Origin of the sequence: Streptomyces sp. NPDC007164 (assembly GCF_040634135.1) — a bacterium.
In the GTDB taxonomy this organism is placed as follows: Bacteria; Actinomycetota; Actinomycetes; order Streptomycetales; family Streptomycetaceae; genus Streptomyces; species Streptomyces sanglieri.
This window is the reverse complement of sequence record NZ_JBEYFB010000003.1, coordinates 416625-442778: the sequence shown is the minus strand read 5'-3', so window position 1 is coordinate 442778 and position 26154 is coordinate 416625. Positions and strand designations below refer to the sequence as shown.

Below are 26154 nucleotides of genomic sequence, written 5' to 3'. Positions count from 1 at the left end.
CCAAGAGAGCCGGGCGGCCACTCCTGGCAAGCCACTGAAGGCAAGACCCCATCAGCCACACCCGGCCCTCCCGGGCCGACTAACAACTTACGGAGACCCCATGACCGTGAGCAAGAACATCAACAACCCCGTGGGCATGGGCGGCGGCCAGCGGAAGAGGCTGTCCCGTGCCGAACGGCAGAACAACGGTCCGCACCGCAACCTCGACCGCAAGGGTGCCGCCGACCGGAAGGCGGAGCTGGTGCGCATGATGCGCGAGAAGGCAGGCGCAGTCGAGGGCGCCGGGCAGACGCGCGACGACACCGCACAGAGCTGACGCACCGCCGCCGCAGGGCGGCACCGCACGGGGCAGGGTCCGGACCGCGACGCACGGTCCGGACCCTGCGGCCGTACCGGGGCTCTGCTGCTGTACTGGGGCCCTGCGGCCGTACCGAGGCCCTGCTGCCGTACCAGGGCTCTGCTGCCGCACCAGGCACGGCTGGTACCGCTCAGCTCTCGGCCGACCACCCGCGTCTCGGCCGCCCGCCCGAGAACGGGCGTGCCACTGGGTGCCGGTCAGGACGGTGAACAGGGTCGGCAGAGGCCCGGACGAAGCCACTGCGACACACCCCCAGGGGCACGTTTCCACAGGTCAGATGGCATGTAAGCCTGCTCAGTGCCGGGTGGTTCACAAGCTCGGAGCGCGAGTTCGATGCTCGCCACCAGTTCCATGAAAAGCCCCAGGCCAGTGGCCGGGGGCTTCTTTGTTGTCTCGACCGCGCTGTGTCGCTCGTGCCCGTTGCTTGCCCGTTCGCGGTTCGGCGCGATCAGCCCGCTTGGCCTCGTTGTCACTGCCTAAGGTGTGCACATGCCCGAACGCTCAAGCGAAGTGCTGCCCGAGCTCTATCCGGAGCTGGCTGAGTCGGGCGGCCTGAGAGAGGCGCTGGCTCGCGAGGCGGTTCGGCGCGGGCGCTGCGCCCAGCCGCTGGGTCCCGTTGAAAAGCCTTCGGCAGTACCGGTGACCTCGCGGTGGTCGACGCCATTCTGCACGCCTGGCGTGAGGGGGCGTCGATCGGTCAACTGCGGTGCGAGTGGCCGTTGCCGGCGGCGAGCCCGCTGGAAGCGGCACCGCCGGGGAGGGTGGTCTCGACCGCATGGCGGCTGACCCTGGAACGCTCGCCGTTGATCAGGCTGGGCGACGCCGAACTGGCCGAGGCCCTGTACGCCCAGCCGGCCCTGCGTGTGTTCTTCCCGTTTCCGTCGCACGGGGAGTTCAGCCTTCTCAGCAGCACTGCTGATCCCTTCTATGAAGAGGTTCCACGTGCGGTGCCGAGCGGAGACGGACTGTGGAACGTCGTTCTCCACTGGTCGCTGTGGTCACCGCACATTCCGTCGCGTGTGCTCGGATCCCGCCTCGGCGTTCGTGAGGCCGCAGCGCTGATGGCCGCGAACGTTCCTGCGGGTAGTGGCCCGGCCATCGAAGGAGGCTGGCCGCAACAGCCGCCGGCAAGACCTCGGTGATCGGGGCCATCGACGGCTGACGCCAATGGCCCCGATCACTGGGATGCCGGGGAGACCGCCGCCGCTGTCGCAGAACGCCGGGTATCTGTTTCGATCGGTACGGAGCCCGATGCCCGCGTCACTTGCCAGGCGGCGATCCCGCGGTCGCACCAGCGGTGACCGTGCCGCAACGTGCCAGCAGCCACGGTGAAGAGTGGTCAGTGCAGACGGCTGTGCGGCATGCGGATTCCATCGCATCTCGGTGCGCGCTCGTGGGGAGCAACGCGGGTCGGCAGAACGTGAACTGCCGGGTGCTTCCGCAGGCGTGACCCCTTGCACCGCGACCGGGGACGTCGTACACGAAGGCGGCGCCGTGCCCGCGCGGCCGGGCATTGTTCGCGTCCCGTCTCGTGGTGGCGGCGTGAGCGCCGATGTCCGCAGCAGAGTCGTCGTTCCTCTCCCGCTCCTCGGTTCTGTACGAGAAGGCCCGCCTCGTTCCGGGGTACGCGCAGCACGGTCACCGGTGCACCGAATCGTTCAGCGACGGCCACCGGGCGTGTGCGTATGCGGAGGTGCAGGCGCTCGCGGGGCGGCCGGGCCGGGGAGGCGTGGAACACCGCATCCAGGGCGCCTATGGCATTGATCACAGCGAAAACGCAGGCGGTGAACGCAACTGCACCCTTTTGCCTTTTCTGTCACTCAGGGTTCCGTGGTATTGGCCGGAACAGGTGAAGAACTCGTGGTGATGGACCGTTGGCCCGGCCATACGATCCCTTCAAGTCGCATCTGCGTGTCCCCCTCCCGCTGCGACCCCTTCTTCTTTTTTCGGACACCGAAGGGCTCTTGTGAAGATTCGCCCAGTTCTTGCCACAGCTGTTGCCGCCGCAGTGACCATGCCTGCTCTCCTGCTGTCGGTCACCCCCGCGTTCGCCGACGACAAGCCGTCAGCACAGACGCAGGACAAGACACAGAGCAAGACGCAGAACAAGACGCAGGACAAGCCGTCCATCGCGGAGCTGGAAAAGGCCGCTGCCGCCGCGCAGGCGACATACGACGATGCCGTAGAGGCCGAGAGTGCCGCCGAGGCGGCTCTGGAAGCCACCCTGTCCGAAACCAGTCCTCTGGCCGTGGCCGCCAAGGCCGCCGAGACCGCGGCGGCGGAGGCCGCCGCCGCGAAGGTGGACGCCGACCAGGCGGTCGTCGACGCCCAGGCCGTGGTCGACGCCCTTCCGGAGACCGCCACCGAGGAGGAGAAGGCCGCCGCCGCGACCAAGCTCACCGAGGCGAAGGCCGCCGCCGAGACCGCCCAGGAGACCAAGGCCGCCGCCGATGCCGCGGTCGTGGAAGCCGTGGACGCGCGGGACGACGAGCGGGTCGCCGCGGCCCGGAAGCTGGGCCAGGCGCAGAAGGCCACCAAGGCGGCCCTCGCCGACAAGACCGCCGCCGACGAGGCGCTGGCCAAGGCCAAGGAGGAGGGTGGCGAGGGCGGTGAGGACGGTGAGAACTGCGTCCCGGAGGCCAAGCTCACCACGGTCGTCACGGGTCTGCCGTCCACCGTTGTCGCCGGCACGAAGGTCGACTTCAAGCTCCGGGTGACCAACGGCACCGACAAGACGATGGACAAGGTGCTCCCGTTCGCCTACGTCCACGCGACCGACCGGAGCGGGCTCAAGTCCACCGACGACCTGGTGCACCTGCAGTGGTCCTCCGCCTCGTCCTCGAAGTGGAAGACCGTCGACAACAAGCACTACATGGACGCCATCAGCCCGCTGAAGGCCGGCGCCCACGCCGACATCAAGATGCGCCTCAAGGTCGACGCCTCGGCCCCCGCGGGCAACGGCATCACCTTCGTCGCCGGTGACTACTTCAACGACAACGGCACCTGCGGCGGGAACCCGGACCTCGAAGGCTACGAGTTCCTGATCGCCGCCGCGGGCAGCAAGCCCGGCAAGGTCGACGACGCCAAGCCCGGCACCACCAAGCCGAACACCTCGGACGTCAAGACACAGAGCAGCTCGTCCCGTCCGGTGAGCGGCAGCCTCGCCGCCACGGGCTCGTCCTCCGCGATGCCGCAGCTTGCCCTCGCGAGCGGCGCGGCCATGGCGATCGGCGGGGGCGCGGTGTTCCTCGTACGACGTCGTAAGGCCGGCTCCCACGCCTGATGCATGAGGTGGGGTGCCGACCGGGCACCCCACCCCGCGCGGCGGCCGTCCAACGGCCCGGCACAGAGTGGCTTCAAGCCCCGGGTCAGCGACCTGAGGCGCGGCGAGCCCGCTGGAAGCGGCACCGCCGGGGAGGGTGGTCTCGACCGCATGGCGGCCGGCCCTGGAACGCTCGCCGTTGATAAGGCTGGGCGACGCCGAACCGGCCGAGGCCCTGTACGCCCAGCCGGCCGAAGTCCCAGGCGTACCGGTCATCGGCCGGCAGCCGGTGGCCCGTTCGTAGAAGTCGGGGTGGTCGCCGCCATGGCGGGTGTTCGTGAGGAACCGCGAGCCTTCCGGGAAGCGCGACAGGATCACCTGCGCGTGCTCCTCCATGTCCGGTCTGCGGTCAGCGAAGCCGTACTGCCGCGACGCGTCCATGGCCTCCGTCGCCGGCATGACGAGCAGCCGCACAGATCTCTCGGTACAGCGTTTGTCGATCGGTTTCGGAGTCACTTGCTGATCAGTGGGGCCGTGCGTGTCGATGAGAAGTGACGGCGCTGCCGGCCCAGTCCGGGAGACCCGCCTTTCGGGCAAGTGGCAGGCGGGCGTTCCACTGATGGGCTCGGCGACGGATTTCCGCCAGCACATCGCCTTTGGCACTCCTACGCTGCGGCCATGTCATACCGCTTCGCCGGCATCATCGACCGCTATCTACTCTCCGGTTCCGAGTTCACCCGCAGGCTGCGCGCGGTACGGCCCGAGCAGTGGTCGGCGCCCACCCCCTGCGCAGAATGGGACGTACGCCGACTCGTCAACCACATGACCCGGGGAAACCTCAATTACGTCTCCCTGCTGGACGGCGGCTCGGCCGACGACTTCCTCCGGCTCCGGGACGAGGACGCCCTGGGCCGCGATCCGGTGGGCGCCTACATCCGGTCGGTACGGGAGTGCGCCGAGGCCTTCCGGAGGCCGGGCGCCCTCCGGCAGATCCTGGATTACCCCCTCGGCCCGGTGTCCGGAGAACAAGCCCTCGCCGTGCGCACCACGGATGCGACCATTCACACCTGGGACCTGGCCCGAGCCGTCAACGCTCCCGAGAAGCTCCCTCCCGAGCTCGTCGCCTGGATCGAAGACCACCTCGCCGAAATCTACGCCGGCTTGGCGGAGTCACCTGTCTCCGCCGACACCACCCACCGCTTCTTCGCCGCCCCAGGGGCTCCCCCCGTGGCCGGGGAGGCCCGACAGGCCCGGTTGCTGCGGCTGATGGGCCGCTGAGCGGAGGGAGAGGCAAGTTCGGCCTTCGACATCCGCGGGTTGACAACGAATTTCGCCGGAAGCATCCGCTGCCGCCTCGGCAAGAGACCTGGTGCCTCCGTGGCTGGGGCTGCGGGACGTAAGCCTCCGCCGCACCCCGGCCGGCCCGGACCCGGATCTCCTCACGGCGCGTGGCCACATACTCGCGGACCATCCGGTAGGAGATCTCGTCCGCATCATGCTCATCCGGCAGCCGTTCGAAGATCCGCTTCACCGTGTCGCGCTGCTTGCGCGGCGCGTCCAGGTCCGCCCGCAGCATCTCGCCGATCAGCGGTCTGAACAGATCCAGCCGGGTCGCCCTCGGCGGCAGCTTCTTCCACGGCTCAGGCCGGGCCGACGACAACGCCTTCTGCACGGTCAGGAACTCGGTGCCGTACTTCCGCTGGAGGGCACGGTTCGAGAGCCCTCGACGCGATTCACGGCGGATCGCCGCGTACGGATCGACCTTGGACTTCGGCAGCACCTGGGCCCCTCGTCGTGCGGAGCACAACCATGGTCCCGAAGCAATCATCCAGGTGCTCTCGTGGAAGAGGCTGCTCTCGCCGCTGAGCTGCAGGCGCTCTCGTAACTCACCGACAAAGCCGGGCTGAAGACGGCGAGGAGCGGGGTGAGGCCCGGCTCGTACATGAGACGTAGCTGGACCTAGACCCTCGTCGTGTTCCGCACCTCTGTGGCCTTTCCGCCGACCGGCGTGGTACCCCGCCCGGTCACCGCGCCACCGGCCGAGGGGCCTTGCTGAGGAGGCACGCACCGAACCCTGCGCCCGAGCCCGTTCCGCCTGGCACGTGGGCACATGGGCACATGGGCCCACGTTCGAGACCTTGTACGGCGTGAAGCCCTGCGCTATCGCGGGGCGGTCCGGTCGGCGCGGCGGGCGCCGGCGACGGCCAGGAACACGATGAGGGCCGCGGCGCGCAGCGCGGTGTCGGCGCCGTGGGTGAACGCTTCGGTGATGGCGGTGTGGTCGGCCGGGGCCAGCGTGAGCGCTTCCTGCACCGTACGCGGGAGCGGCGTGTGCCGGCCCAGGTCGGCGGGCAGGTGGTGTGTGAACCCGGCTGTGAGGATGGTGCCGACGACAGCCACGGGCAGGGCCGACGCGATCTGAGCGGTCAGACAGGGCGCGGCCAGCATGATGCCGAGCCCGATGACGAACAGACCGGCCGCGTACACGGGGGTAGGCCATGGTCGAGGCGTACGAGAGGCCGAGCAGGCCGGCGCTGGTGAGTTCGCCGAGCGGGCGGGCGTGGGCCGTCAGACCGTGTACCGCTGGTGGTCGAACAAGGCGGAAGTCCTCTATGAGGCCAGCGCCATCGACGCCCGGCACGAACTGTCCGTACCCGGCAGCGACGACCCCCGCAAGGACCTCAAGGCATATCTCGACGCCCTCGTCACCTTCTTGCTCCCGCTCCCACGCAGGCGCGGCCTATCGCGCGCTCATGGGGGAAGCCCAGCACGACGCGGACGTCGCCGCGCTGCTCACCTCCCGCGACATCCTCGGGGAGAGCGCCGCAGGGGTCGTGGCGGCGGCGCGGGAGTCGAGCGGCACCGCCCTCTCGCTCGAACAGGCGACCGCGCTCCTGATCGGCCCGCCCTTCTTCCACATCCTGTCCGGGCGCAGCGCGGACGACATCGACACCGAGCAGCTCGCAGAGCAGTTCCTGCACACCCTCCGGCATTCGGGGGCATGAGGCGGCGTCCTGAACTACGCGTCACTGCGTCAGGCGGCATCCGGTCGGCGTGAGCTCCGGTGATTCCCGGGCTCGGAGCGCGAGTTCGGTTCTCGTCACCCGCTTCAGGCAGCGAGGAAGCCCCGGGCCAGTGGCCCGGGGCTTCCTCAGCGCCTGGAGAAGGTCAGATCGTCGGCGTGTCGTCGACGATCTCCTTGTGCGGTTCGACAATGAACTTCCAGCCCTCGCTGGGCTCCAGGAACCTCACTCGGGTCGGGTAGATGTCCAGGGCACGGCGGTCGCGGTTCTGGCTGTTCGTGTTCTTCCGCGCCCGGGCCGGCTCTTCGTACAGGTCGACCTTGACGTCCGGCACCGCGGCGACTTCCTCGCTCCAGCGCTGAACGACCCCCGCACCGAACGCGTCGCGCGCGGCGGAGTAGAGCGACTCCAGGGATTCCTTGCTCCCGCCGGGCACGAAGAGGGCGAGGTTCAGGAGGACGCCGGCGCTCTGGAGAACCTCGATTTCCTCCCCCGCCTTGTCGGCGATCCAGATCCCACTCTCTTCGGCATTGTCCGGGAGGACGTGAATCTCCTCACCGAATACCGTCCTCGCAGCGAAGGATCCCCCCTCGAAGTTCTTTCCCGGCTCCGTGAGGAAAGCCGGGGCGTAGCAGTCGAGAGGAAGGCCGCTCATCCCTGCCGGGACGAAGATAGCGTCCTGGACGCCCAAGCCTGAAATCTCTTCGGCCGTAAGACGTCGAGCCGTAACCTTCTCGGTATTCACGCCATTCCCCTTTTAATCGCGGCGTCCTGTGAATTCATTAAGACTCTACCACGAAAATGATCAGCCACTTCCCATTGCACAGACCTTCGCAGCCGCGATGACACCGGCCAAACCTGCGGGAAATTCCCTCTGGAAGGGTGACGGCCAACTCCCCCTGCATCACCGCAGAATCGCGGCGCACGCAGAGAAATGCGACTGCACTCAGGAGGCGCCGTCCCATTTCTGCGCTTTTTCAGAAAAGGCACCGGTCACCGGGGTGCGGTCGGGCCGGATATCCGACATGAGGACCGTGCGGGCCGCGCAGGCCGGAGGCGGCGCAAGCGGGTTGCGCATTCGATGTGCGGTCCGGTTTACGTGCCAAGACAAAGCACCGGACTGCACGCATGGAGTGACAATTCCTGTCGAAGTCGCAGCCGGGTGGGCTTTCCGATTTCAGTGGCATATCGGTGACCGTAAACCGCCTCAACCGCTCTTTGATGAAGGCCCCGGCCGGGCGCCAGGGGCCTCGCCCCACGGCAATGCCGGTGCGCGCCCTCGCGCTCCGCCCGTCGGCGATGGGCGGCGGGCTCTTTTCATGGTACCGATGTATCAACATCGTGGTACGGTCGTATTACGAAGAACGGATCTTCCAGGAGGTGCCACCGTGCCCGACCACCCGACCCGTGTACGCCGCGACGTCGGCCGCTACGTCAACGACACATTGCGCGACCGGTACTTCGCCGCCTGCGACGCGGTCTACGCGATGGGTGCGCCCGCCCGCTCCGAGACGGACGTCGAGACGAGCTTCGGCACCACGCACGTCTACCGGTACGGCCCCACCGACCCGGCCGCCGAGTCCCGCACTCCGGTGGTCCTGATCCACGGCGCGGGCTACTGCTCGGCCATGTGGTACCCCAACACCCCCGAGCTCAGCGCCGAACGGCCCGTCTACGCGCTCGACACCCCCGGCGACGCCGGGCGCAGCGTCCACCGCGAGCCCATGTGGCAGCCCGAGCGCGCCGCGCAGTGGATGGACGAGGCCCTCGACGCGCTCGGCCTCGACCGGGTCCACCTCGTCGGCTCGTCCTACGGCGGCTGGCTGGTGCTCAACCAGGCGCACCGCCGGCCCGGACGGCTCGCCTCCGTCACCGCCCTCGACCCGGGCGGCCTGGAGAAGGTGGGCCTGCGCTTCTTCACCTGGGTCTTCGTGAGCCTCTTCGCCAGCTTCGCTCCCAAGGCGCTGCGTCCGCACCTCGCCTCCTGGCTGGAGCAGCCGGTCATCGCCGTTCCCGAGTTGCGGAAGTCGGTCCAGACAGGCGCCCGGGCCTTCCGGATTCGCCGTCCCGCTCCTCTTCCGCTGACCGAGGACGCGCTGCGCTCCATCCGGACCCCGCTCTACCTCATCATGGGAAGGCACAGTCTCCTGGTGCACCCGCAGCGGCAGTTGGAGCGCGTTCCGCGTCTGATCCCGGGCGCCCGCGCCGAGATCATCGCCGCCACCGGCCACGGACCGCAGATCGACCACCCCGACGTCGTCAACGCCCGGATGCTGGGCTTCATGGAGGACGTCGACTCTCCCGAGCCGGCCGCCGTCGACAGCGCGGCCGACGGCCCGGTCGACGCGTAGGACCTGCGGTCGGAAACACTGGCCCCGGCGCGACGGCTACGCACCGGCGAACGCCGCTACGGGGCTGGGGCGATGGGCGGCGGAGGCGGCGGCGGGCCCGGTGGCGGGGGTGGGAACCGCGGCCGGGCTGGAGCAACTCCCGTGGCGGGCGGTGGCGGTGGTGGTGGCGCCCCCCACCGAGGACGGCTGGGCTGCCGGGGCCGGTGCTGTGACGGGGCCGGAGGCGGCGGGCCCGGTGGCGGAGGCGGAGGCGGCTCCACCGCCGGCAGCAGCGGCCCACCCGCGCGCAGCCGAGCAATGGTCAGCTCGGCGCGGCGGCGTGCGATCGGGGCATCGTCGCGTTCGCAGACGAGCCGGATGCCGAACTCGGCGAGGCTCTCGGTCGCGAGCAGCCGGTAGCCGAGCGCGTGGGCGATCTCCTCGATCCGGCGCCGATTCGAGGCGCCGGCACGGCCGGGCAGCAGTTCTACGCGGGCGCGGCCGTCGAAGCGCGCGCGTATCTCGTCGTCCTTCACCTGACTCCGCTCCCGGGAAAAATCGGTATCCCCCAGCCGCTCCCCGCCACGATCGTCGCACGCGCCCGTCAGTCGCCCGCCTCAGCACCGGTGGAGGACAGGGTGGAGGACGAGGTGGAGGACAGGCTTGCGCGGGCCGCGGTCATGAAGGCGGCCTTGTGTTCCTCCAAGTGTTCGTTGACCTCGGTGTCGCCGATCTCGCGCCATACCGCTTGGTTGAGCGCGCGAGCATACGCATGGACAGAGGAGTGCAGGTCCGGATCGCAGAGCAGCACGAGGTGCCGTTCGGCGACCCAGAGTGTGGTCATGGTGGCGCCGGCGGACCCACTCCAGCCGTCGTCGTCACCGCCCCGTGAATCAGGGCGGCTGTAGCCCGCTCGTTCGGCCTCCTGGGCACATGCGATGAATTCCTTGATCGCATGCAGCTGTTCGGACCGGCGCGCCTCGCCGGTGGCCGCCCTCAGCCGTCGTTCCTCGGCCCGCTCCGCGGAGCGGGCCGAGGAACGAAGTCCACACGTCCAAGGCCACGCTGTCCCCCTAAGACAAGTCCTTACGTATCGGCATGCACATGCTCTCGTACTGTCGCGGGGCACGAGCCCGAACGGCGCCTGCCACTGCCTGCCGGGCAGGGCGGGCAGCAGCAACCGCCCGTGACCGTCCAGGTCCGCTCGCCGTCGAAGTGGCATCCCCAAAGCGCACGGAACAGAGGCAGCTCGCGCTCCACTTCGGCGAGCAGGCCGACCTGTCAGTGGGTCATGCCAGGATGCCCGCATGACTGAAACAATCGATCACGCGGACCTCAGCCCGCTGAGACTGTTCGGCACATCGCCCGGCAACTACAGCCTGATCCTCAGCGACCACCACGTTGTCGAGTTGGCCGACCTCTTCGAAGCCGTCGGCCAGGAGGGTGGCGGCTACAGCTGGGACGCGGTCGCGCACACGGCGGTGCGCATCCACGCGCCGGAACTGGCCGACCGGATCGGCGGCTTCGATCCCGAGGCCGGGATGATGTGCGTCTACGGCAAGGACGAGGCGGCTCTGCGGGAGCTTGGGCTGATTCTCAGCGGCGCCTTCCACGACCGCGCGAAGCTGGCCGCGCTGATCGAGGCCACCGACCCCGGAGACTGGGACTGAACCCCGGTTCCATCGGCTCAGGTTCGGGTTGATCGTTTCGGCGTTGCGCGGGCCGCGCCGGGGCTGATCGCGCAGACGGGGCGGTGCACGGTGACCGGGATGCTCACCGGTGTACGCGCTGCACGGCCACCACCCCGGCGACGCCGCCGAACGCCGCGAACGCGCCTGTCAGAACGTCGAAAGTCGAGAGCGCGAGTCCGGGATTAGAATCCACGCGTGCCCGACGAACCGTCCGCCGAGACCGTCCGCCGCGCGGTCGCTCGTGGCCGTGGAGCCACATTCGATGTGTCCGAAGCTGAGGCATCTGCCACCGCGAGAAGGCTCAACCAGCAGCTCGCCGGGCGGGACATCCGGGTGTTCGTCTCCGGACCGACGACCTGCACGGCGCTGCAACTGGTCGATGCGCACGAGGCCCGGCGCACCCGCCCCGAGCTGGAAACCCTCGTCGCCGACTTCCGCAGCCTGGCACACACCCTCACCCAGAGGTTCGAGCTGGGCACGCTCGACGAGAACGTCTGGTGGGCTGCTCCGCACGGCGAGCACTGCCGCTTCGAGAACCTCGAAACCGGCGTGATCGTCGAGGCCCACACCCATGCCCCCGACTCGGTCGACCCGTACTTCCTCCTGCGCTTCGCCGAGACCACGGGACGCTACCCCGGCGTCCTCGACGCCTGCGTGCACGGCTTCCACGACATGAGCCGCCTGCTCGAAATGGCGGGCGTCCAATGAATGAACGTGGTGCAGCGGGCGCTTGAGGAGCGTGCGGCGGTGGCCTGCCGGGGCGAGGTGGACCGGCTGCGGGGCAACGCGAGGCGGCAGGGGCCGGGATCGGGGCTCGTCTCCGTCCTCGGCGGTGCGGACGGACCTCTGTCGCCGTACGGGGAAGTCGTACGAGAAGGTGTGCGAGGAGCCGTGCGAGGAGCCGTACGGGGAGCCGGAATTACCGTACGGGGAAGCCGAAGGAGTATCCCTGCTGCTTCAGCCAGGGCAGGATCTCGCGCAGGGCGGCCAGGGTCTGGGAACGGTCTCCGCCCGCGTCGTGGAAGAGGACGGTCGGGCCGTCGGAGATCTCGCGCTTGATGGTGGCGACCATGGCATCCGCGCCGGGGCGCTCGAAGTCCTTGGTGTCGACGTTCCAGCCCAACGGGCGCATGCCCCGGGACGCGGCGAGGTGTCGGCTGTACGGAGTGAAGGCACCGCCCGGGGCCCGGTAGTACTGCGAGTGGACGCCTCCGGACGCCTTGGTGATCATGCGTTCGGCGTCCAGGATCTGCTGGGACTGGTACGCCTCGGACTTGTGGTCCATGGCGGTGTCGTGCGAGACGGTGTGGTTGCACAGCCGGTGCCCGGCCGCCACGACCGCCTTGACCAGGTCCGGGTGCGCCTGGGCCTGTGTGCCGACCATGCAGAACGTGGCCTTCACGCCGTTGTCCTTCAGGAGTTGCAGCACCTGCGGCGTCCAGACCGGGTCCGGTCCGTCGTCGATGGTGATGTTGACGCCCCGGGCGCCCTTGTCCGATGCGTGGGCGATGTCTTCCGCCACCTTGGTCACGTTCCGGTCCTGGTGCCGGGCGTCCGGCGACGAGACACGTCCTTGCGGCTGCGGCCCTCCGGCGGTGTCGGCCTGAGCGGTCCAGACCGAGGTGGCAGCGGCCATCGCCGTCACCCCGAGTGCCGCCGCGAGAATCCGGCCGTGCCATCCCCTCTTGTGCTTCGCCATGTCCGCCCGCCCCTTTGCCGTCTCCGCCGATGCCGTGCGCCCATCTAGACATACGAATGGCCCGATGGGCTGCCTCGGTTACCGATCGCGGACAAATCTGCAGGGGGTCGGCGACAAACGCAGGGGTTCCGCGACAGGTCCTGCTCGGTCGGTGTGACCATGGCCGACCGAGCAGGGTCGCTCGTGGGTGCTGACGGCGCCGCCCGCCCTCCGCCCGGCTCAACTCGGCGGCCCGGCCCGGCTCGGTTCAGACCTTCTCGGGTTGTGTTTCCGGGTGTTGGGCCGGTGAGGAGGCCGGCTCCCATCGTGCGGTGGTCCTTACGTAGCCGTAGATCACCGAGCCCATCGCCAGCACGAGCAGTGGTCCGGACACCCACGGAAGCTCGGCCATCTCCAACGGCAGGTAGCGGTAGGACACCAGGAGCGCGGCGAAGACGGCTGTGCCGTAGGCGACCAGCCGGAGCCCCGATCGGTCCCAGCCGCGGTCGAACGAGCGCAGGGCTGCCTCGATCGTGAGGGTGAACACCACGCCGGCGATGAGGTCCGCGCCGTAGTGGTAGCCGAATCCCAGCGTTGCGGTGAGTGTGGCGATCAGCCAGAACGTGCCCGCGTACCGCAGGAACCGCGGGCCCTTGCGGGAATGGATGAAGATCGCGGTGGCCCATGCCGTGTGCAGGCTGGGCATGCAGTTCCGCGGGGTGATCCCGTCGAACGGCATGGCGTGCGGGGCATCGACCGGCGGCGGCGTCACCGGCCACAGGTCACCCAGCGACCAGGGCGCGCTGGACGGCGTGTCCGACCACCACAGGCTGACGGACGCCCAGTGCTCGGTGCCGGTGCCATAGGCGTAGAGCGGCCCGACCACCGGGAAGATCATGTAGATGGCCGGCCCGAGGAGGCCGATCACCAGGAAGGTGCGCACCAGGTGGTGGACCGGGAAGCGGCGCTCGACGGCCACGTTGCGCAGTTGGTACAGGGCGACGAGGACCGCGGCCACCGCGAGCTGGCCGTAGACGATGTCGAGAAAGTTGAAGCCGATCGGGCCGGTGGCCGTGACGAGCCGGCCCACCAGCCATGAAGGGTTGCCCAGCGCGTGATCGGCGACCGCCACGTACTGGTCGAGCACCATCGGGCGGGACTTGGAGGTGATGAGCAGCCAGGTGTCACCGGTCTTGCGGCCGGCCACCAGCAGCAGGCCCAGCCCGACGCCCTTCAGCAGCAGGGCGCGTTCCGGGCCGGTGCGGCGGGTGAGGGCGATGACCGCGACGCCCAGGAGCACCCACAGCGCGCCGTTGCCGAAGGGGTGCCCGTCGGTCACCTCGATGCCGGCCGCCCACCGGACCACCAGGAAGACGACGTCGATACCGATCGCGGCGGCAACCGCGATGAACCGTTGCCGCCAGGTGAGCACCAGCATCATCAGCGCCATGCCGGAGTACAGGAGGAAGCCCGACTTGGGGGCGACCACCACCTCTTTCGCCTGGCTGGCCATCGGCCCCGGCAGGCCGTAGTGATGCGCGGCGATCTCCAGCGCGATGAGGAAGCCGAGGGTCACGACACCCGCCAGGGCCCAGAGCCTCGCCCGTGGTCGGCGCCACAAGGGGAGCGGGGGTCCGGAATCCATTCGCGAAAGGTCCTGCGATATTCGATTTCTCAATTTTCGGCCGATTTTCTAGATTTTGGTCAGATGTAAAGGCTGGTTCCGCTCGCCGCCTTCCGATCGGACCGCTTTCTCCCTCACGAAGAACAGTCCGCCCGACAAGGGAAGACGAAAAGATTACAGTCCGGGTTCAGCCGCGTTCCCGGCCGCCCATTCACCTGCCATTGGCCGGCCGCCGGCGGCCATCGGTGGCCGTCGCCGGCTACCGGCGGCCGGGGTCACTCGGTGACGGTGAAGGGGGTGTCCGCGCGCTTGTCGCTGTCCAGCCCTCTGGCCTCCACCGACTTCTGCTGGTCGTCCGCATAGGTCGCGGGGACCTTGATCTCCGCGACGAAGCCTCCGTCGGACGAGGCCGTGACGTCCCGGAGGTCCCAGTCCGCGCTGTAGCTGCCGTAGAAGGTGATGCGTACGCGCTCGCCCGACGCGAAGCCCGAGCCGGTGAGGGTGACCACCGAACCGACGGCCCCGCTGTCCGGGTTCGCCTCGATCCGGGGATTCGCCGACACCTCGGGGGCCGGGTTCTGGGCGGGAAGGGACTGGACCGGCTGCGACGCGGGCGGGGACCCGGACTTGGACCGGGACGGCGCGGTGGCGGACGGCTGGGTGGAGGCGGCCGGACCCGGCTGCGCGGCGGGCCTGTCGTCGCCGCCCACGGCTACGGCGGTGATGACGGCGGCCACGATGGTGGCCGCCGCGGTGACCATCGCCCCGATCACGGCACCCTTGTTCATCCCGCCGCTCGGGGCGGGGGGCGGCGGGCCGGGCGGCGCGGGCGGGAGCGTCGGACCAGGAGCGGGCATCGGACCGGGCGAAGGCGCGGGCGCCGGGCCGGGCCGAGTCGCGGGGGTGGGCGGGGGCGGGGGCGGGACCGATGGGCGGGGCGCGTGGGCCGGGGGCGGGGGAACAGCGCCGGGCGAAGGACCCGCACCACCGGGTTCGGACACCGTGCAACCTCCAGAGACAGTGGCTGATCAAGAATGACCAGCCTATCGGAGGTGACTATTCGTCATTTGCCTTTTGTCCGGAGCTACTTGTCAATTCCCGATCGCGGCGGTTTCCGGTGGGAGCGACTTCTTCCAGCCGCTTCCGCTCCGGCTCAGGGTGTTTCCCCTCGGACCGGGGCGGCGGTCGCGCAGAGTGGTCCGTATGACGACACCCGCAGAGCTGCTCCGCTCCTTCGTCCGCACCCGCGCATCGCTCGACGGCGAGGAGGTCACGTACTGGTGGTCCGGCGACGTGCATTCCTGGGCGCCCGACGAGCCCTATCAGCGCGTCTTCGGCTTCGAGGGACTCAACGTCTCCCGCCTGGTCCAGGACGCCGAAGCCGGGCCGGACGCCTACCAGCTGCTCACCCGCGAGGCCGCCTTCTACCTGGACCCGGCCACCCGCGAGATCCTGGAGACCTGGCAGGACCTGCCGGTGGTGCACGTCTGGAACGACCCGGCGAACCAGAAGTGGCGTCCCTTCCCGATCCCGACGACCGAGCTCGGCGGACAGGTCTGCTTCAGCCTGGAGATCCCGCTCGCCTACCCCTCGCCGCTGCCGGTGGCGCAGTACCCGGTCCACTCGGCCGGTGACACGTACAAGGCCCTGGAGCTCTTCCAGTTCTTCGCCGACCGGGCCGACCTGGCCGGTCCGGCCCCCAGTGTCCCGGCCACCATGTCGTGGTCCCGGATGTCACCGTGGCTGCCGTGGATGGCCCGTGGGCAGCGGCCCGGTGGCCTCACCTTCCACTGCCGGGGCCGCAAGCTCGGCTCGTACGCCGAGGTCCCCGAGCGGACCCGTGCCTACATCGCCGGCCACCACCCGGAGTTCGCCCGGGCCCCGGAGAAGTGGAGCGAGCCGAACGAGACCAGCTGGACGTACTTCCGCAGGCTCAATCCGCCGGAGTAGGTGGCGGGGCGGCGGCGTCGGCGCAGTCGATCCCCGAGATAATACGGCGGTATCATGAAGGCGTCCGATCAGACGCGCAGGCCGGCGGGCCGACAGACGAACAGCCGGGCAGTGCGGGCAGTGCGGGCAGTGCGGGCAGTGCGGGCACGACCGACGGGTGGAGAACACGAGAGCATGCCGAAACGCGTGGACCACGAAGAACGGCGGGGGCAGATCGCCGAGGCGCTCGTGCGGGTCGCCGGGCGGCGCGGGCTGCACGCGGTCGGCATGCGGGACGTGGCGGCCGAGGCCGGCGTATCGCTGCGGCTGGTGCAGTACTACTTCGGGACCAAGGAGAAGCTGCTGCTCCACGGGCTCCGCCAGCTGACCGACCGGTTCACCGCACGCGTGGGCGCCCGCCTGCGGGCCATCGGCGAGAACCCGGGGCCGCGCGCGACCGCCGAGGCGCTGCTCCTGACCTCCCTCCCGGCCGACGAGGAGAGCCGGACCTTTCACCTCCTCTACAGCTCGTACGCGATCCTCTCCGTGACCGACGAGGCGTTGGCGGCCCAGCCGTTCATCGACAGCCCGGACGCCGCCGAGGACGCCCTGGCCGGACTGTTGCGGCAGGCGCAGGAGGACGGTCTCGCCGATCCCGGCGTGGACGCGCGCACCGAGGCCATCAGCCTGCTCGCCATGGCGGCCGGCATGGGCACCAGCGTTCTGGTGGGCCAGCGGCCGCCGGAGTCGGCCGCGGAGGTGCTGCGCCACCATCTGGACCGCATCTTCACCCCTCCGCAGGCGTAACCCCCCACCGGCAGCCGTCCACCGGCGCCCACGCCCACCAGCCCCTGCCCATCGGCACCCGCCCTGCGGGCGTTCCGGCGGGCTGTTCACACTGGTGGGGTCGGAGTGGGGTCGGAGTGGAGCACGAGTGGACCGGGGGAACGGGTGGAGAACTGGGCGCGGCGGCACCGCGGGCTGTTGTGGGGGGTGGTCTGCACGCTGGCCGTACTGGCCGTCGTCGGGGCCTCGGTCCGGGCGCCGCTCAAGGACTGGTGGCTGGCGCGTGAGGCGTGCGGCGGCAAGCTGCCGGGCGGTGACCTGAAGACCGTACGGCCGGACACACGGCTCGGGAAGCAGGAGGAGTCCTTCGACGAGGAACTCGGCGAGTACCACTGCGTACTGACGACCGACAAGGACAGGGTCGTGGTCTCCGTGGACACCTATCCGGACGGGCCCGGCCGGGACAAGGAGATGTCGTTCATCGGCAAGGCCCGGCCGCCGTACGCCGTGCTGCCGGGCGGGCTGCCCGGCTTCGGGACCGACAACAGCGTCGTCTACCTGATGCCCGAGTGCCCGCGCGGTGGCAAGGGAGCCGCCGCGGAACACCGCAGGCTGCTGGTGGGGACCTGGGCCTTCTTCGCCGAGAGCCGCGAGGAGAAGGCGGCCATGCTGCGGCTCGCGGTGCGGATGACGAACGAGGTGACCGGGAAGCTCGGTTGCGGGGGCGCTCCGCTGCCCGCGCCCGAAGACGGGGCGGTGCCGGACACGGGTGCGTACGTGCCCCGCGCGGAGACGAAGGGCACCGCCTGCGGCGCTCTGGCCACCGCCCCCGTACCGGCGGAGGGGCGCGACGGGCGGGTGCGCGTCGCCGTCGCGGACGGCGGGGTCGTCGGACGTTGCACCCTGTACGCATCACCGCGGGACGGCGACGGCACGCAGCGGGGCGAACCGCTGGTGGAACTCACCAGTTGGCTCGGGGACTGGGGTGCCGACCTGCGCGTGACGGGCTCGCTGAAGGGGGAGGGCGTCTTCCGGCACCCCTCGTCCACCGATTCCCTGGCGTGGGCCGTCGCCGAATGCGACGGCGAGAACATCGGCTTCGGCGCGCAGTGGGGGGAGGGCTACTCCCTCCGGAAGGCGGACGGGAAGTCCGGCCCTCCCACGGAGAAGCAACGCGGCGAGCGGAGCGCGCTGTTGCGCGAGTACGTGGGCGCGTTCGCGAAGGACCAGGTGCGGCGCGGGAAGTGCACGGGGCTGCGGTTGCCGACGGCTCCGTGACCCTTTTCGAGCGGCCGGTCTACCCGTACGCCGGTGAGGAGCGGGGGCACGAACACGGGTGAGGCCCCGGGCGGTCAGTCGGTGCGGCTGTCGTGCTCCGGGGCCGGGGCAGCGGTCGGATCCGGGGCTGCCGGGATTCGCACCGTGGGGATCACGAAGCATGCCGCGACCGCCAGCGCCCCGGCCAGCATGAAGCCCCGCGCGTATCCGGCCGAGGCGATGAGGCCGCCCAGCAGCGGCGGGGTGAGCGATGCGGCGAGGTTCTGGCCGGTGTTCTGGACGCCCATGGCCCGCCCCGACCAGGCGCTCCCGGCGAGTTCGGCGGTGGCGGTGAAGGCCAGGCCGTTGGTGCTCGCGGTGATGCCGCAGGCCAGGACCACGGCGAGATCCGTCAGCGGCGAGGGCCGGAGGGCCCCCAGCACGGTCGCGGCCATGACGACGGCGATGCACACCGACAGCTGCCGCATCGGCCGCACCCGGCTGCCGACCCGGTCGGACCAGCGGCCCGCCAGCACCCGCGACACCGCCCCCAACACCTGTGACAACACCAGGAGTTGACCCGCGTGCACGGCGCTCCAGCCGCGTACGTCGATCAGGAACACCATCGCGAAGGCGTTCGTCGCGAACTGCGGTACGCACAGCAGGGCGCTGGAGGCGTGGATGCGCCACAGCGCGGAGTGACGGTAGGGGTTGGCGGCCGGTTCCTGTCCCGCCGGCCGCGTGGTGCGGGGCGGGTCCGTGGCCAGCGAGCCGACGAGCACGGCGACGACACCGCACAGCGCCGCGCAGAACAGGACGGTCCCCCCGACTCCGTCGTGCGCGGCGAGCGTGGGGACCACCAGGGCGGCGATGCCCATGCCCAACGGGGTCGATGTCTGCCGGATCCCCATGGCGAGGCCGCGCTCCCGGGCGGAGAACCATCCGATGACGAGCCGGCCGCTGGCCGCGGAGACGGATGCGCTCGCCGCCCCGGCCAGCGCCAGGAGCACGCCCAGCGGTACCAGGCCGTTCACCGTGGCCGCCAGGGAGAGGAGTACGGCGGTCATGGCCAGGCCGGAGGTGATGACGATCCGCTCGCCGAAACGGTCGGCCAGGGCTCCCCAGGCTATGAGCGTCAGCATGAGGCCGACGGTGGGGCAGGCGATCAGCAGCCCCACCTCGCCGAGGCTCAGTCCGTCCTCCCGCCGCAATGCCTCCGAGGTGTACGGAAGCCCGTAGAGGAAGGTGCAGGCGACGGTCTGCGCCGCGGTCCCGAGAGCGAGCATCGTCCAACGGTGCACGGCAGCCTCCCCGGCAGATGTGTGTGCAGGGTGCAACCATGACATCGCATCCACTATTCAAGACAGGTCGTCTCGAATAGCGGGCATCACCTTTACCGAGGAGCCTCCGCCGAATCCCTCACCGGGGGCGCGATCCGCATCGACTCGCCAGTCCCGGCGCGGGACAAAGGGCAATCGGACGACCCCGCGAACAGGCCGCCATCCGGCCTGCCGCCCAGGCCGCCACCCGGCCCGTCATTCAGGCCGCCATCCAGGCCGCCGCCCAGCCCGCTTGTGAACATTCGGCACCAAGAGTGCAACTGGCGTGTCGGTCTTGACAATTGCCCGCCTGCCCGATGTTAAGATCATCTTACTTCCAGTGGGCTGATGGCGTATGGGGGCATTCCGGGAGGAATGGATTCCTCGGCCCCACATCCGGAGGGGCCTTCCCTGGGGTGGCGCAAGACGTGGCTCGACCGGCCCGGCAACTGCGGCACATGAGGGAGCGTCAAGCCGTATCCATAGCCATGGCACTTGAAGTGAGTCTCATGACATTTGCACAGGGCCCTCTTCTGTGGGCGCTGGTTGTCGTTGCGCTGATCGCCGTAGGTGCCGTTCTGCGGGCTCGCAAGACCAATATCGGGCTTCGTAGACAGAATGCCGAACTACACCAGCAACGCGACATGTTGCAGCGCCAGCGGGACGAACTCCATGTCGCGCACACAGGTCTGACGCATCAGCACTCCGCCGAGCTGGCCGAAGTCCGCAGGGACGCCGAGGAGGAGACCAAAGCGGTCCTCAAGGCCGCCGTGCGTACCCTCCAGGGCCTCGCGGACGAGCAGCAGGTCGTCATCGAGAACGCCCAGAAGAAGTACGGCGACGACCCCGGCATGCTCGCCGACCTGATGGCCATCGACCACGCCAACAGCCAGTTCGGCCGTCGGGCGCAGGGCATCGCGGTGCTGTGCGGCGGCTGGCTCGGGCGCCGGGAGACCGTCGCCTCCGTCTTCGACGTGGCCCGCAGCGCCCAGGGACGTATCCGGCAGTTCGACCGGGTGCGGGTCAACGGGCAGGTGAACTTCTCGGTCGTCAGCAAGGCCGTGGAGCCCGTCGCGGTCGTCCTGGCCGAGCTGCTGGCCAACGCCACCAACTACTCCGCCCCCGGTGCGCCGGTGGAGATCAACATCCAGGCCGTCCCGACGGGTGTCTGCCTCATCGTCGACGACGCCGGTCTCGGCATGGGCCAGGAGGAGAAGGACCGCGCGGCGGCCCTCCTCGCGCCGCAGGCCGCGATCAGCGTCTCCAGCCTGGGCATTCCCCCGCAGTTCGGTTTCGCGGTCTCCGGTGTGCTGGCCGCCCGCTACGGGTTCAGGGTCTCGGTGGACTCCGTATCCCCCTATGGAGGCGTACGCGCGGTGGTTCTCCTGCCCGACGAACTGCTCACCGGCGATGTGCCCTCGCCGCCCCCGGTCGCCGCCGGCCACTACGACGCGGAGGTGGCGGCACTCCCCCGGCGCCAGGCGCCCGTGCCGTCCCCGACGCCGCTGTTCCCCCCGGCCGGGCAGCCGGCCGCCGCTCCGCAGCCCACCGGGCCCGCCACCACCACCGCCGGTGGCCTGCCCAAGCGTCGTCGCAAGAGCCCGGTGTCGGTGGTGCCGTCGGCCGAGCCCGGTCCGGTGCGCAGCAACGAGGAGACCGCTTCCCGTCTGGGCGCGTTCCAGCGCGGAACGCGGTCCGGGCGTGACATGACGACGACGGAAGGACCCGAGTTCCAGTGAACCCCGACCTGTCCTGGGTACTCAACGATGTGCTCCAGGTACCCGGCGCACGGCACGCGATCCTCGTCTCCGCCGACGGTCTGCTGCTGGCCAGCTCCAGTCAGATCGGCCGGGACGACGCCGAGACCGTGGCGGCCGCGATGAGTTCCATGCAGTCGCTGAGCCGGGCCGTCGCGCCCTTCATCGGCGCCCGGGCACCGGGCCGCTGGCGTCAGACGCTGCTGGAGTACGACCACGGCTGGATCTTCCTGATCGCGGCGGGCACCGGCGCCTATCTGGCGGCGGCCGCCGCGGCCGATGTGGACATGGAGGCCATGTCCTTCCGCATGCAGCAGCAGGTCGCCGCGCTGGGGAAGGCGATGACCACACCTCCCCGCCAGGACGCGGGTATCGACGTATGACGGCGCCGGGCGAGGAGCAGGCGGTCAGCAGCGGGTTCGTCCGGTCCTACGTCATCACCGGCGGGCGCGGCCTGCCGGATGCGGAGGACCTCTCCCTCGTCACCCTGGTCACCATCGCCCCCGACCGGCAGCCGCCGCCGAACCCGAGCCCGGAGGTCCGGGCCATCTGGGAGCTGTGCTCCGGCGGCTATCTGTCGGTGGCCGAGGTGGCGGGCCACCTCGGCCAGCCGGTCGGGGTGGCGCGGCTGCTGCTGAACGACTTAGCTGAACAAGGTCATCTGATGCGCCGCAAGGCGCCACCGGCGGCTCAGCTCGTTGACAGGAAGATCCTCGAAGAGGTGTTGCATGGACTCCACGTCCGGTTCGGCTGACAGCATCTATGTCCCGGACGCGGTGCGGCGCGCGGCGAAGATCCTCGTCGTCGGGCACTTCGCCGTGGGCAAGACGACGCTGATCGGCACCCTCTCCGAGATCACCCCGCTGCGCACCGAGGAGCGGATGACGCAGGCCGGCGCGCACATCGACGACCTGCGGGGCGCACCCGACAAGGTCACCACGACGGTCGCGCTGGACTTCGGCCGTCTGACGCTCAGCGACGAGCTGGTGCTGTACCTGTTCGGCACGCCCGGCCAGCAGCGCTTCGTCGAGCTGTGGGAGGACATGGCGCGCGGCTCGCTCGGCGCGCTGCTCCTGGTCGACCCGGCCCGTCTCGCCGACACCTTCCCGGTGATCGACCTGGTCGAGACGTACGGGCTGGAGTACGCGGTCGCGGTCAACAGCTTCGATCCGTACTCCCGGCATGCCGAGGAGGAGTTGCGCGAGGCGCTCGATCTGCTGCCGGACACCCCGGTGGTGTACTGCGACGCCCGGGACGAGAAGTCGTCCGCGCAGGCCCTGATCACCCTGGTCCAGCACCTTCTGGCCCACGTGGCCTGAGAGCCGGCCCACGCGGCTGAGAGCTGGCACACGCGGCCTGAGAAGCTGCCACCCGACTGCCGTACTCCGTCCGGGCCTTCGGGTCCGCGATCACATCGAGGAATCACACATGGACTCGTCGCCGGGATCCACCCCGTACAGCGCCCCCACCGGGTGCCCGATGCGCGGTGAGCGGCAGACGTCGCTCTACGGGCCGGAGTTCGCGTCCGATCCGCAGCGCGTGTACGACGAATTCCGGGCGCACGGACTCGCCGCCCCGATCGAGCTGGCCCCCGGTGTGGATGCCACTCTGATCGTGCAGCACGAGGCCGCGCTCCGGGTGCTGCAGAATCCGTCCTTCTTCGCGCGTGACGCGAGGCGCTGGGGCGCGCTGCGGGAGGGCCGGGTGCCGCTGGACAGCCCGGTGCTGCCGATGATGGCGTACCGGCCCAACTGCCTGTTCACGGACGGCACCGAGCACCTGCGGCTGCGCAAGGCGGTCACCGAGAGCCTCGGCCGGCTCAACACCACCCGGCTCAGCCGGGACGTGGAGCGGATCGCGGACTATCTCATCGACCAGTTCATCGAGCGCGGCAGCGCGGACCTGCTCGGCGACTACGCCAAGCTGCTGCCGCTGCTGCTGTTCAACCAGCTCTTCGGCTGCCCCGGAGACATCGGCGACCGGCTGACCCGCAGCATGTCCGCGATCTTCGACGGCGAGGACGTGCTCCGGGCCAACGCCGAGCTGACCGAGTGTCTGATGGAGCTCGTCGCGCTCAAGCGGCGGCAGCCCGGCGAGGACATCACCTCCTGGCTCATCCAGCACCCGGCGGGCCTGCGGGACGAGGAGCTGAAGGACCAGCTCGTCATGCTGATGGGTGCGGGCGTCGAGCCGGAGCGCAACCTGATCGCCAACGCGCTGCTCCTCATGCTGTCCAGCGACACCGGGATCGCGCAGCGGCGGGGCACCGGGATGCTGGTCGAGGACGCCCTCGACGACGTGCTGTGGAACAACCCGCCGATAGCCAACTACGCGACGCACTACCCGGTCCAGGACGTCGACCTGGGCGGGGTGACGCTGAAGGCGGACACCCCGGTACTGATCAGTTTCGCCGCCGCGAACAGCGACCCCGCGCTCACCGACGCCCGCCAGACCCTGAGCAAGGGCGCCCATCTCGCCTGGGGCGCGGGCCCGCACGTCTGCCCGGCGAAGTCTCCCGCGCAGTTGATCGCCCTCACCGCGATCGAGAAGATCCTCAACACGGTGCCCGACCTCGCCCTCGCGGTGCACCCCTCCGGTGTCGAGTGGCGGCCGGGCCCGTTCCACCGGGCCCTGGTGTCGCTGCCCGTCGTCTTCAGCCCGGCCCCGGCCCGTCGGACGACCACCACGCCGGCGGCGCAGTCGCCCGTGCCGTCCCGGAACACCGTCCCGGACGAGGCGCCGGCCGCGCACTACGACCACGCGGAGCCGCAGAAGAAGACCAAGGGCTGGTGGAGTTCCTTCCTGGACGTGTTCAGGGTGTGACGCACGGGACCTGATCAGGCGTGACGCACCCGACCTGATCAGGTGTGACACACCGGACATGATCATGGTGGGCCGGGCGACGCGTACCCATGACCCGGCCCACCACCCATGTAACTGGAGTGACGCACGAGGAAGTTGAGACACGCGGGGCTGCTGGCAAGAGGCTGAAGCAGGGTTTCTCTGTGATACGGGCAACATGGATCCACGCATGGGCGGCATATGCGGAGGGGTAGGTTCTGCCGGTAACCATGAGCCCAGGTCAAGGAACTCTGCGTGAGCGCTATATGTGGCACAGACAGGCCCCCCGTAGACCGCCGTGCCCTCATTTCCCTCCTGAGACGTCTCAAATCGCCCGAGGGGCAGGCTGATCCCTACCCCCTGCTGGCCGATCTGAGAGACATGGGCGATGTCGTACGCGCTCCCTGGGACGCGTACTTCGTCACGGGTTACGACACGTGCAGCGAGGTGCTGCGCGGGCGCAACTGGCTGGCGCCCGACTTCGCCTGGCAGGAACGCCAGGCGGACACCGAGCGCTGGGAGGCCGTCGCCACGCAGGAAATGACCAAGACCCTCTCCCGGCTCAACGCCCCCGAGCACACCTGCCAGCGCCGCAGCCTCGGCAACCTCTTCGACCGGTCGACCATCGCGCGGCTGACCCCGCAGGTCGAGGAGCACGTCACCCGGCTCCTCGACGAGCTGGCCGACAAGATGCGCTGGGGGGAGGCCGACTTCGTCAGTACGGTCAGCGAGCAGCTCCCGATCAGCACCATCGGCTCGTGGCTGGGGATACCGCCCGGGGACTACGCCCACATCCTGGAGATCACCCACAACCAGGTGCACGCCCAGGAGCTGCTGCCCACCAAGAGCCAGCTCGCCGTCTCCGCCGAGGCGACCGAGCAGCTGCGCGGCTACTTCACCGAGCTCGTGAGGCAGCGCCGGGCCAGTCCCGGCAACGATGTCCTGACCGGCTGGATCCACACCTGGGACGCGCGGGAACCCGACCGGGACGTGGCGGACGAGATCCTCTACCGGCTCACCATGTTCGTCACCATCGCCTCGCTGGAGACCACCGCCACCCTGCTGTCGGCCATGGTGGACCTGCTCCTGAAGGAGCCCGGCCGGTGGGAGTGGCTCCGGGAGAACCCCGGGTACATCGACTCCGCTGTCGACGAGGTGCTGCGGTACGACCCGCCGATCCACATCAATACCCGGATCGCGGCCGACGACACCGTGCTGGCGGGCGTTCCGATCGCCAAGGACAGCATGGTCCACGTCATGTACGGCGCCGCCAACCACGACCCCCGGCGCAACGATGACCCGGACACCTTCGACGTCGGGCGCGGCGGGACGCACCTGACCTTCGGCGGCGGCGTGCACTACTGCCTCGGCGCGGCCCTCGCCCGCCTGGAGGCACGCACCCTCCTGGCCGAGCTGCTGAAACGCTTCCCCACCCTGCGCGCCGTCTCCCCGGCCGGTTACGCGTCCCGGCTGGTCTTCCGGCGGATCACCTCGCTGGGCGTGACGGTATGAAGCTCTCGCTCCCGCAGTACCTGACACCGTTCCGACGGCCGAGCACGGTACGCGCCGAACGCGAGGGCGCCGTCCTCCGCGTGGAACTGGACACCCCCGCCACCGGCAACGCGGTCACCGAGGCGATGCTGGACGACCTGCTGGCGGTCCTGGCGGTGCCGGACCCCGACGTCCGGGTGCTGGTGCTCAGCGGGGCCGGTGACGACTTCTGCCTGGGCGGCGACCGCAACGAGTTCGCCGACTGGCTCGACGACGACCCCACCGGGCGTGGCATCCGGATCGCCGGTGACAAGGCCCGCCGGGTCTGCGAGGCGATCTCCGCCAACCCGGCCGTCACCATCGCCCGGATCCAGGGCAAGGCCATCGGCGCGGGCCTCGCGCTGGCCCTCGCCTGCGATCTGCGGGTGGGCACCGACACCGCCGGATTCCGGCTGCCGGAACTGGCGCTCGGACTCCCCACCGCCTGGGGCGGCGTACTGCCCCGGCTCATCCACGAGGTCGGCGCCGCCCGCGCCCGCGAACTCATCCTCACCGGACGCGCCTTCGACGCCATCGAGGCGCTTGAGCTGTCGGTCCTGCAACGCGTCGTGCCCGAGGTCGAACTCGACTCGGCGGTCACCGCGTGGACCAAGCCGATCGTGCGCCGTCCCGAGGCCGCCCTGCGCGTCACCAAGGCGCTCCTCAACTCCTACGCCGCCCCGACCCGGCTGGCCGACCCGTCCGTACTGGACGCGGAGCTCATGGCCACCGTCGCGGCGGCCACCCGGCGGCGGTAGACGCGGCGGAC

General features: G+C 70.0%; 27 protein-coding genes. 20 read left to right on the top strand and 7 right to left on the bottom strand.

Translation table 11 applies throughout. The features are described 5' to 3' along the window. The first annotated feature begins 100 nt into the window (after positions 1-100). The 6 genes from ABZ622_RS08645 to ABZ622_RS08620 all read left to right on the top strand — a co-directional run bounded on the left by ABZ622_RS08645 (position 101) and on the right by ABZ622_RS08620 (position 4898). Positions 101-316: a DUF6243 family protein gene (locus ABZ622_RS08645; protein ID WP_360541634.1), complete on the top strand. Its 216-nt coding sequence runs from the start codon at positions 101-103 to the stop codon at positions 314-316. Positions 317-1008: 692 nt separating this feature from the next. Next, positions 1009-1500: a DUF6193 family natural product biosynthesis protein gene (locus tag ABZ622_RS08640; RefSeq protein WP_360541633.1), complete on the top strand. Its 492-nt coding sequence runs from the start codon at positions 1009-1011 to the stop codon at positions 1498-1500. A 410-nt stretch (positions 1501-1910) separates the two neighbouring features. Continuing rightward, positions 1911-2225, top strand: a complete 315-nt coding sequence (locus ABZ622_RS08635) for a hypothetical protein (RefSeq protein ID WP_360541632.1) — start codon at positions 1911-1913, stop codon at positions 2223-2225. Between the two features lie 99 nt (positions 2226-2324). Then, the gene (locus tag ABZ622_RS08630) at positions 2325-3641 is read left to right on the top strand and encodes an LAETG motif-containing sortase-dependent surface protein (RefSeq protein WP_360541631.1); all 1317 of its coding nucleotides are present in this window, start codon (positions 2325-2327) and stop codon (positions 3639-3641) included. A gap of 136 nt (positions 3642-3777) precedes the next feature. After that, the gene (locus ABZ622_RS08625) at positions 3778-3924 is read left to right on the top strand and encodes a hypothetical protein (protein WP_360541630.1); all 147 of its coding nucleotides are present in this window, start codon (positions 3778-3780) and stop codon (positions 3922-3924) included. Positions 3925-4298: 374 nt separating this feature from the next. Continuing rightward, entirely contained in the window at positions 4299-4898 is a 600-nt protein-coding gene (locus ABZ622_RS08620) for a TIGR03086 family metal-binding protein (protein ID WP_360541629.1), read from the top strand. A gap of 882 nt (positions 4899-5780) precedes the next feature. Here the strand turns inward: ABZ622_RS08620 and ABZ622_RS08615 are convergent. Continuing rightward, positions 5781-6107: a hypothetical protein gene (locus ABZ622_RS08615; protein WP_360541628.1), complete on the bottom strand. Its 327-nt coding sequence runs from the start codon at positions 6105-6107 to the stop codon at positions 5781-5783. Between the two features lie 266 nt (positions 6108-6373). Between ABZ622_RS08615 and ABZ622_RS08610 the strand changes: the two genes are divergently transcribed. Beyond that, positions 6374-6625, top strand: a complete 252-nt coding sequence (locus ABZ622_RS08610) for a hypothetical protein (protein WP_360541627.1) — start codon at positions 6374-6376, stop codon at positions 6623-6625. A gap of 163 nt (positions 6626-6788) precedes the next feature. Here the strand turns inward: ABZ622_RS08610 and ABZ622_RS08605 are convergent, their stop codons facing one another. Further along, entirely contained in the window at positions 6789-7388 is a 600-nt protein-coding gene (locus ABZ622_RS08605) for a hypothetical protein (protein ID WP_360541626.1), read from the bottom strand. 643 nt (positions 7389-8031) lie between these two features. Here ABZ622_RS08605 and ABZ622_RS08600 point away from each other — a divergent pair. Further along, on the top strand, positions 8032-8994 hold the full coding sequence (locus tag ABZ622_RS08600; protein ID WP_360541625.1) for an alpha/beta hydrolase: 963 nt from the start codon (positions 8032-8034) through the stop codon (positions 8992-8994). A 583-nt stretch (positions 8995-9577) separates the two neighbouring features. Here the strand turns inward: ABZ622_RS08600 and ABZ622_RS08595 are convergent. After that, on the bottom strand, positions 9578-9817 hold the full coding sequence (locus ABZ622_RS08595; RefSeq protein ID WP_360541624.1) for a hypothetical protein: 240 nt from the start codon (positions 9815-9817) through the stop codon (positions 9578-9580). A gap of 463 nt (positions 9818-10280) precedes the next feature. Between ABZ622_RS08595 and ABZ622_RS08590 the strand changes: the two genes are divergently transcribed. Together ABZ622_RS08590 and ABZ622_RS08585 are read left to right on the top strand one after the other, a co-directional pair. Further along, positions 10281-10643 carry an Imm51 family immunity protein gene (locus ABZ622_RS08590; protein ID WP_360541623.1) on the top strand — a complete coding sequence of 121 codons (363 nt, stop codon included), beginning with the start codon at positions 10281-10283 and terminating at the stop codon, positions 10641-10643. Between the two features lie 216 nt (positions 10644-10859). Beyond that, positions 10860-11372, top strand: coding sequence for a hypothetical protein (locus ABZ622_RS08585; protein ID WP_360541622.1), 513 nt, complete (start codon positions 10860-10862; stop codon positions 11370-11372). Between the two features lie 211 nt (positions 11373-11583). On the opposite strand, the gene ABZ622_RS08580 is transcribed toward ABZ622_RS08585, so the two are convergent. From ABZ622_RS08580 to ABZ622_RS08570, 3 genes are all read right to left on the bottom strand, one after another. Continuing rightward, on the bottom strand, positions 11584-12363 hold the full coding sequence (locus ABZ622_RS08580; RefSeq protein WP_360541621.1) for a polysaccharide deacetylase family protein: 780 nt from the start codon (positions 12361-12363) through the stop codon (positions 11584-11586). 247 nt (positions 12364-12610) lie between these two features. Beyond that, positions 12611-13987 carry a phosphatase PAP2 family protein gene (locus ABZ622_RS08575; protein ID WP_360541620.1) on the bottom strand — a complete coding sequence of 459 codons (1377 nt, stop codon included), beginning with the start codon at positions 13985-13987 and terminating at the stop codon, positions 12611-12613. Positions 13988-14241: 254 nt separating this feature from the next. Further along, positions 14242-14754, bottom strand: coding sequence for a hypothetical protein (locus ABZ622_RS08570; protein WP_360541619.1), 513 nt, complete (start codon positions 14752-14754; stop codon positions 14242-14244). A gap of 415 nt (positions 14755-15169) precedes the next feature. Here ABZ622_RS08570 and ABZ622_RS08565 point away from each other — a divergent pair, with 415 nt between their 5' ends. From ABZ622_RS08565 to ABZ622_RS08555, 3 genes are all read left to right on the top strand, one after another. Then, on the top strand, positions 15170-15916 hold the full coding sequence (locus ABZ622_RS08565) for a DUF1838 family protein (protein WP_360541618.1): 747 nt from the start codon (positions 15170-15172) through the stop codon (positions 15914-15916). Between the two features lie 174 nt (positions 15917-16090). Next, on the top strand, positions 16091-16702 hold the full coding sequence (locus tag ABZ622_RS08560) for a TetR/AcrR family transcriptional regulator (RefSeq protein ID WP_360541617.1): 612 nt from the start codon (positions 16091-16093) through the stop codon (positions 16700-16702). A 144-nt stretch (positions 16703-16846) separates the two neighbouring features. Then, complete coding sequence (locus ABZ622_RS08555) at positions 16847-17959, top strand: hypothetical protein (RefSeq protein ID WP_360541616.1); 1113 nt, start codon at positions 16847-16849, stop codon at positions 17957-17959. A gap of 74 nt (positions 17960-18033) precedes the next feature. Here ABZ622_RS08555 and ABZ622_RS08550 read toward each other — a convergent pair whose 3' ends face one another. Next, positions 18034-19224 (bottom strand): MFS transporter, encoded by a 1191-nt coding sequence (locus ABZ622_RS08550; protein WP_360541615.1) that lies wholly within the window; start codon positions 19222-19224, stop codon positions 18034-18036. Positions 19225-19766: 542 nt separating this feature from the next. Between ABZ622_RS08550 and ABZ622_RS08545 the strand changes: the two genes are divergently transcribed. The 7 genes from ABZ622_RS08545 (at position 19767) to ABZ622_RS08515 (ending at position 26143) form a co-directional block, all read left to right on the top strand. Beyond that, complete coding sequence (locus ABZ622_RS08545; protein WP_360541614.1) at positions 19767-20996, top strand: ATP-binding protein; 1230 nt, start codon at positions 19767-19769, stop codon at positions 20994-20996. After that, entirely contained in the window at positions 20993-21397 is a 405-nt protein-coding gene (locus ABZ622_RS08540) for a roadblock/LC7 domain-containing protein (RefSeq protein WP_360541613.1), read from the top strand. The genes ABZ622_RS08545 and ABZ622_RS08540 overlap by 4 nt, the downstream gene beginning before the upstream one ends. Continuing rightward, on the top strand, positions 21394-21768 hold the full coding sequence (locus ABZ622_RS08535) for a DUF742 domain-containing protein (protein WP_259927769.1): 375 nt from the start codon (positions 21394-21396) through the stop codon (positions 21766-21768). Before ABZ622_RS08540 ends, ABZ622_RS08535 begins: the two co-directional genes overlap by 4 nt. Then, on the top strand, positions 21743-22333 hold the full coding sequence (locus tag ABZ622_RS08530) for an ATP/GTP-binding protein (RefSeq protein WP_072487819.1): 591 nt from the start codon (positions 21743-21745) through the stop codon (positions 22331-22333). Before ABZ622_RS08535 ends, ABZ622_RS08530 begins: the two co-directional genes overlap by 26 nt. A gap of 109 nt (positions 22334-22442) precedes the next feature. After that, positions 22443-23837 carry a cytochrome P450 gene (locus ABZ622_RS08525; protein WP_360541612.1) on the top strand — a complete coding sequence of 465 codons (1395 nt, stop codon included), beginning with the start codon at positions 22443-22445 and terminating at the stop codon, positions 23835-23837. 399 nt (positions 23838-24236) lie between these two features. Further along, the gene (locus tag ABZ622_RS08520) at positions 24237-25367 is read left to right on the top strand and encodes a cytochrome P450 (protein ID WP_360541611.1); all 1131 of its coding nucleotides are present in this window, start codon (positions 24237-24239) and stop codon (positions 25365-25367) included. Next, a complete protein-coding gene (locus ABZ622_RS08515; protein WP_317862045.1) occupies positions 25364-26143 on the top strand; it encodes an enoyl-CoA hydratase/isomerase family protein in 780 nt (259 codons plus the stop codon). The genes ABZ622_RS08520 and ABZ622_RS08515 overlap by 4 nt, the downstream gene beginning before the upstream one ends. The last annotated feature ends 11 nt before the right edge of the window (positions 26144-26154 follow it).

Excerpts from the sequence above, each read along its gene's own strand:
- ABZ622_RS08575 (WP_360541620.1), bottom strand. The coding sequence starts at position 13,987 with ATGGATTCCGGACCCCCGCTCCCCTTGTGGCGCCGACCACGGGCGAGG.
- ABZ622_RS08580 (WP_360541621.1), bottom strand. The coding sequence starts at position 12,363 with ATGGCGAAGCACAAGAGGGGATGGCACGGCCGGATTCTCGCGGCGGCA.
- ABZ622_RS08520 (WP_360541611.1), top strand. The coding sequence starts at position 24,237 with ATGGGCGATGTCGTACGCGCTCCCTGGGACGCGTACTTCGTCACGGGT.
- ABZ622_RS08550 (WP_360541615.1), bottom strand. The coding sequence starts at position 19,224 with ATGCTCGCTCTCGGGACCGCGGCGCAGACCGTCGCCTGCACCTTCCTC.
- ABZ622_RS08515 (WP_317862045.1), top strand. The coding sequence starts at position 25,364 with ATGAAGCTCTCGCTCCCGCAGTACCTGACACCGTTCCGACGGCCGAGC.
- ABZ622_RS08620 (WP_360541629.1), top strand. The coding sequence starts at position 4,299 with ATGTCATACCGCTTCGCCGGCATCATCGACCGCTATCTACTCTCCGGT.
- ABZ622_RS08545 (WP_360541614.1), top strand. The coding sequence starts at position 19,767 with ATGACATTTGCACAGGGCCCTCTTCTGTGGGCGCTGGTTGTCGTTGCG.
- ABZ622_RS08570 (WP_360541619.1), bottom strand. The coding sequence starts at position 14,754 with ATGAACAAGGGTGCCGTGATCGGGGCGATGGTCACCGCGGCGGCCACC.
- ABZ622_RS08595 (WP_360541624.1), bottom strand. The coding sequence starts at position 9,817 with ATGACCACACTCTGGGTCGCCGAACGGCACCTCGTGCTGCTCTGCGAT.
- ABZ622_RS08635 (WP_360541632.1), top strand. The coding sequence starts at position 1,911 with ATGTCCGCAGCAGAGTCGTCGTTCCTCTCCCGCTCCTCGGTTCTGTAC.
- ABZ622_RS08610 (WP_360541627.1), top strand. The coding sequence starts at position 6,374 with ATGGGGGAAGCCCAGCACGACGCGGACGTCGCCGCGCTGCTCACCTCC.
- ABZ622_RS08530 (WP_072487819.1), top strand. The coding sequence starts at position 21,743 with ATGGACTCCACGTCCGGTTCGGCTGACAGCATCTATGTCCCGGACGCG.
- ABZ622_RS08590 (WP_360541623.1), top strand. The coding sequence starts at position 10,281 with ATGACTGAAACAATCGATCACGCGGACCTCAGCCCGCTGAGACTGTTC.
- ABZ622_RS08645 (WP_360541634.1), top strand. The coding sequence starts at position 101 with ATGACCGTGAGCAAGAACATCAACAACCCCGTGGGCATGGGCGGCGGC.
- ABZ622_RS08565 (WP_360541618.1), top strand. The coding sequence starts at position 15,170 with ATGACGACACCCGCAGAGCTGCTCCGCTCCTTCGTCCGCACCCGCGCA.
- ABZ622_RS08535 (WP_259927769.1), top strand. The coding sequence starts at position 21,394 with ATGACGGCGCCGGGCGAGGAGCAGGCGGTCAGCAGCGGGTTCGTCCGG.
- ABZ622_RS08525 (WP_360541612.1), top strand. The coding sequence starts at position 22,443 with ATGGACTCGTCGCCGGGATCCACCCCGTACAGCGCCCCCACCGGGTGC.
- ABZ622_RS08560 (WP_360541617.1), top strand. The coding sequence starts at position 16,091 with ATGCCGAAACGCGTGGACCACGAAGAACGGCGGGGGCAGATCGCCGAG.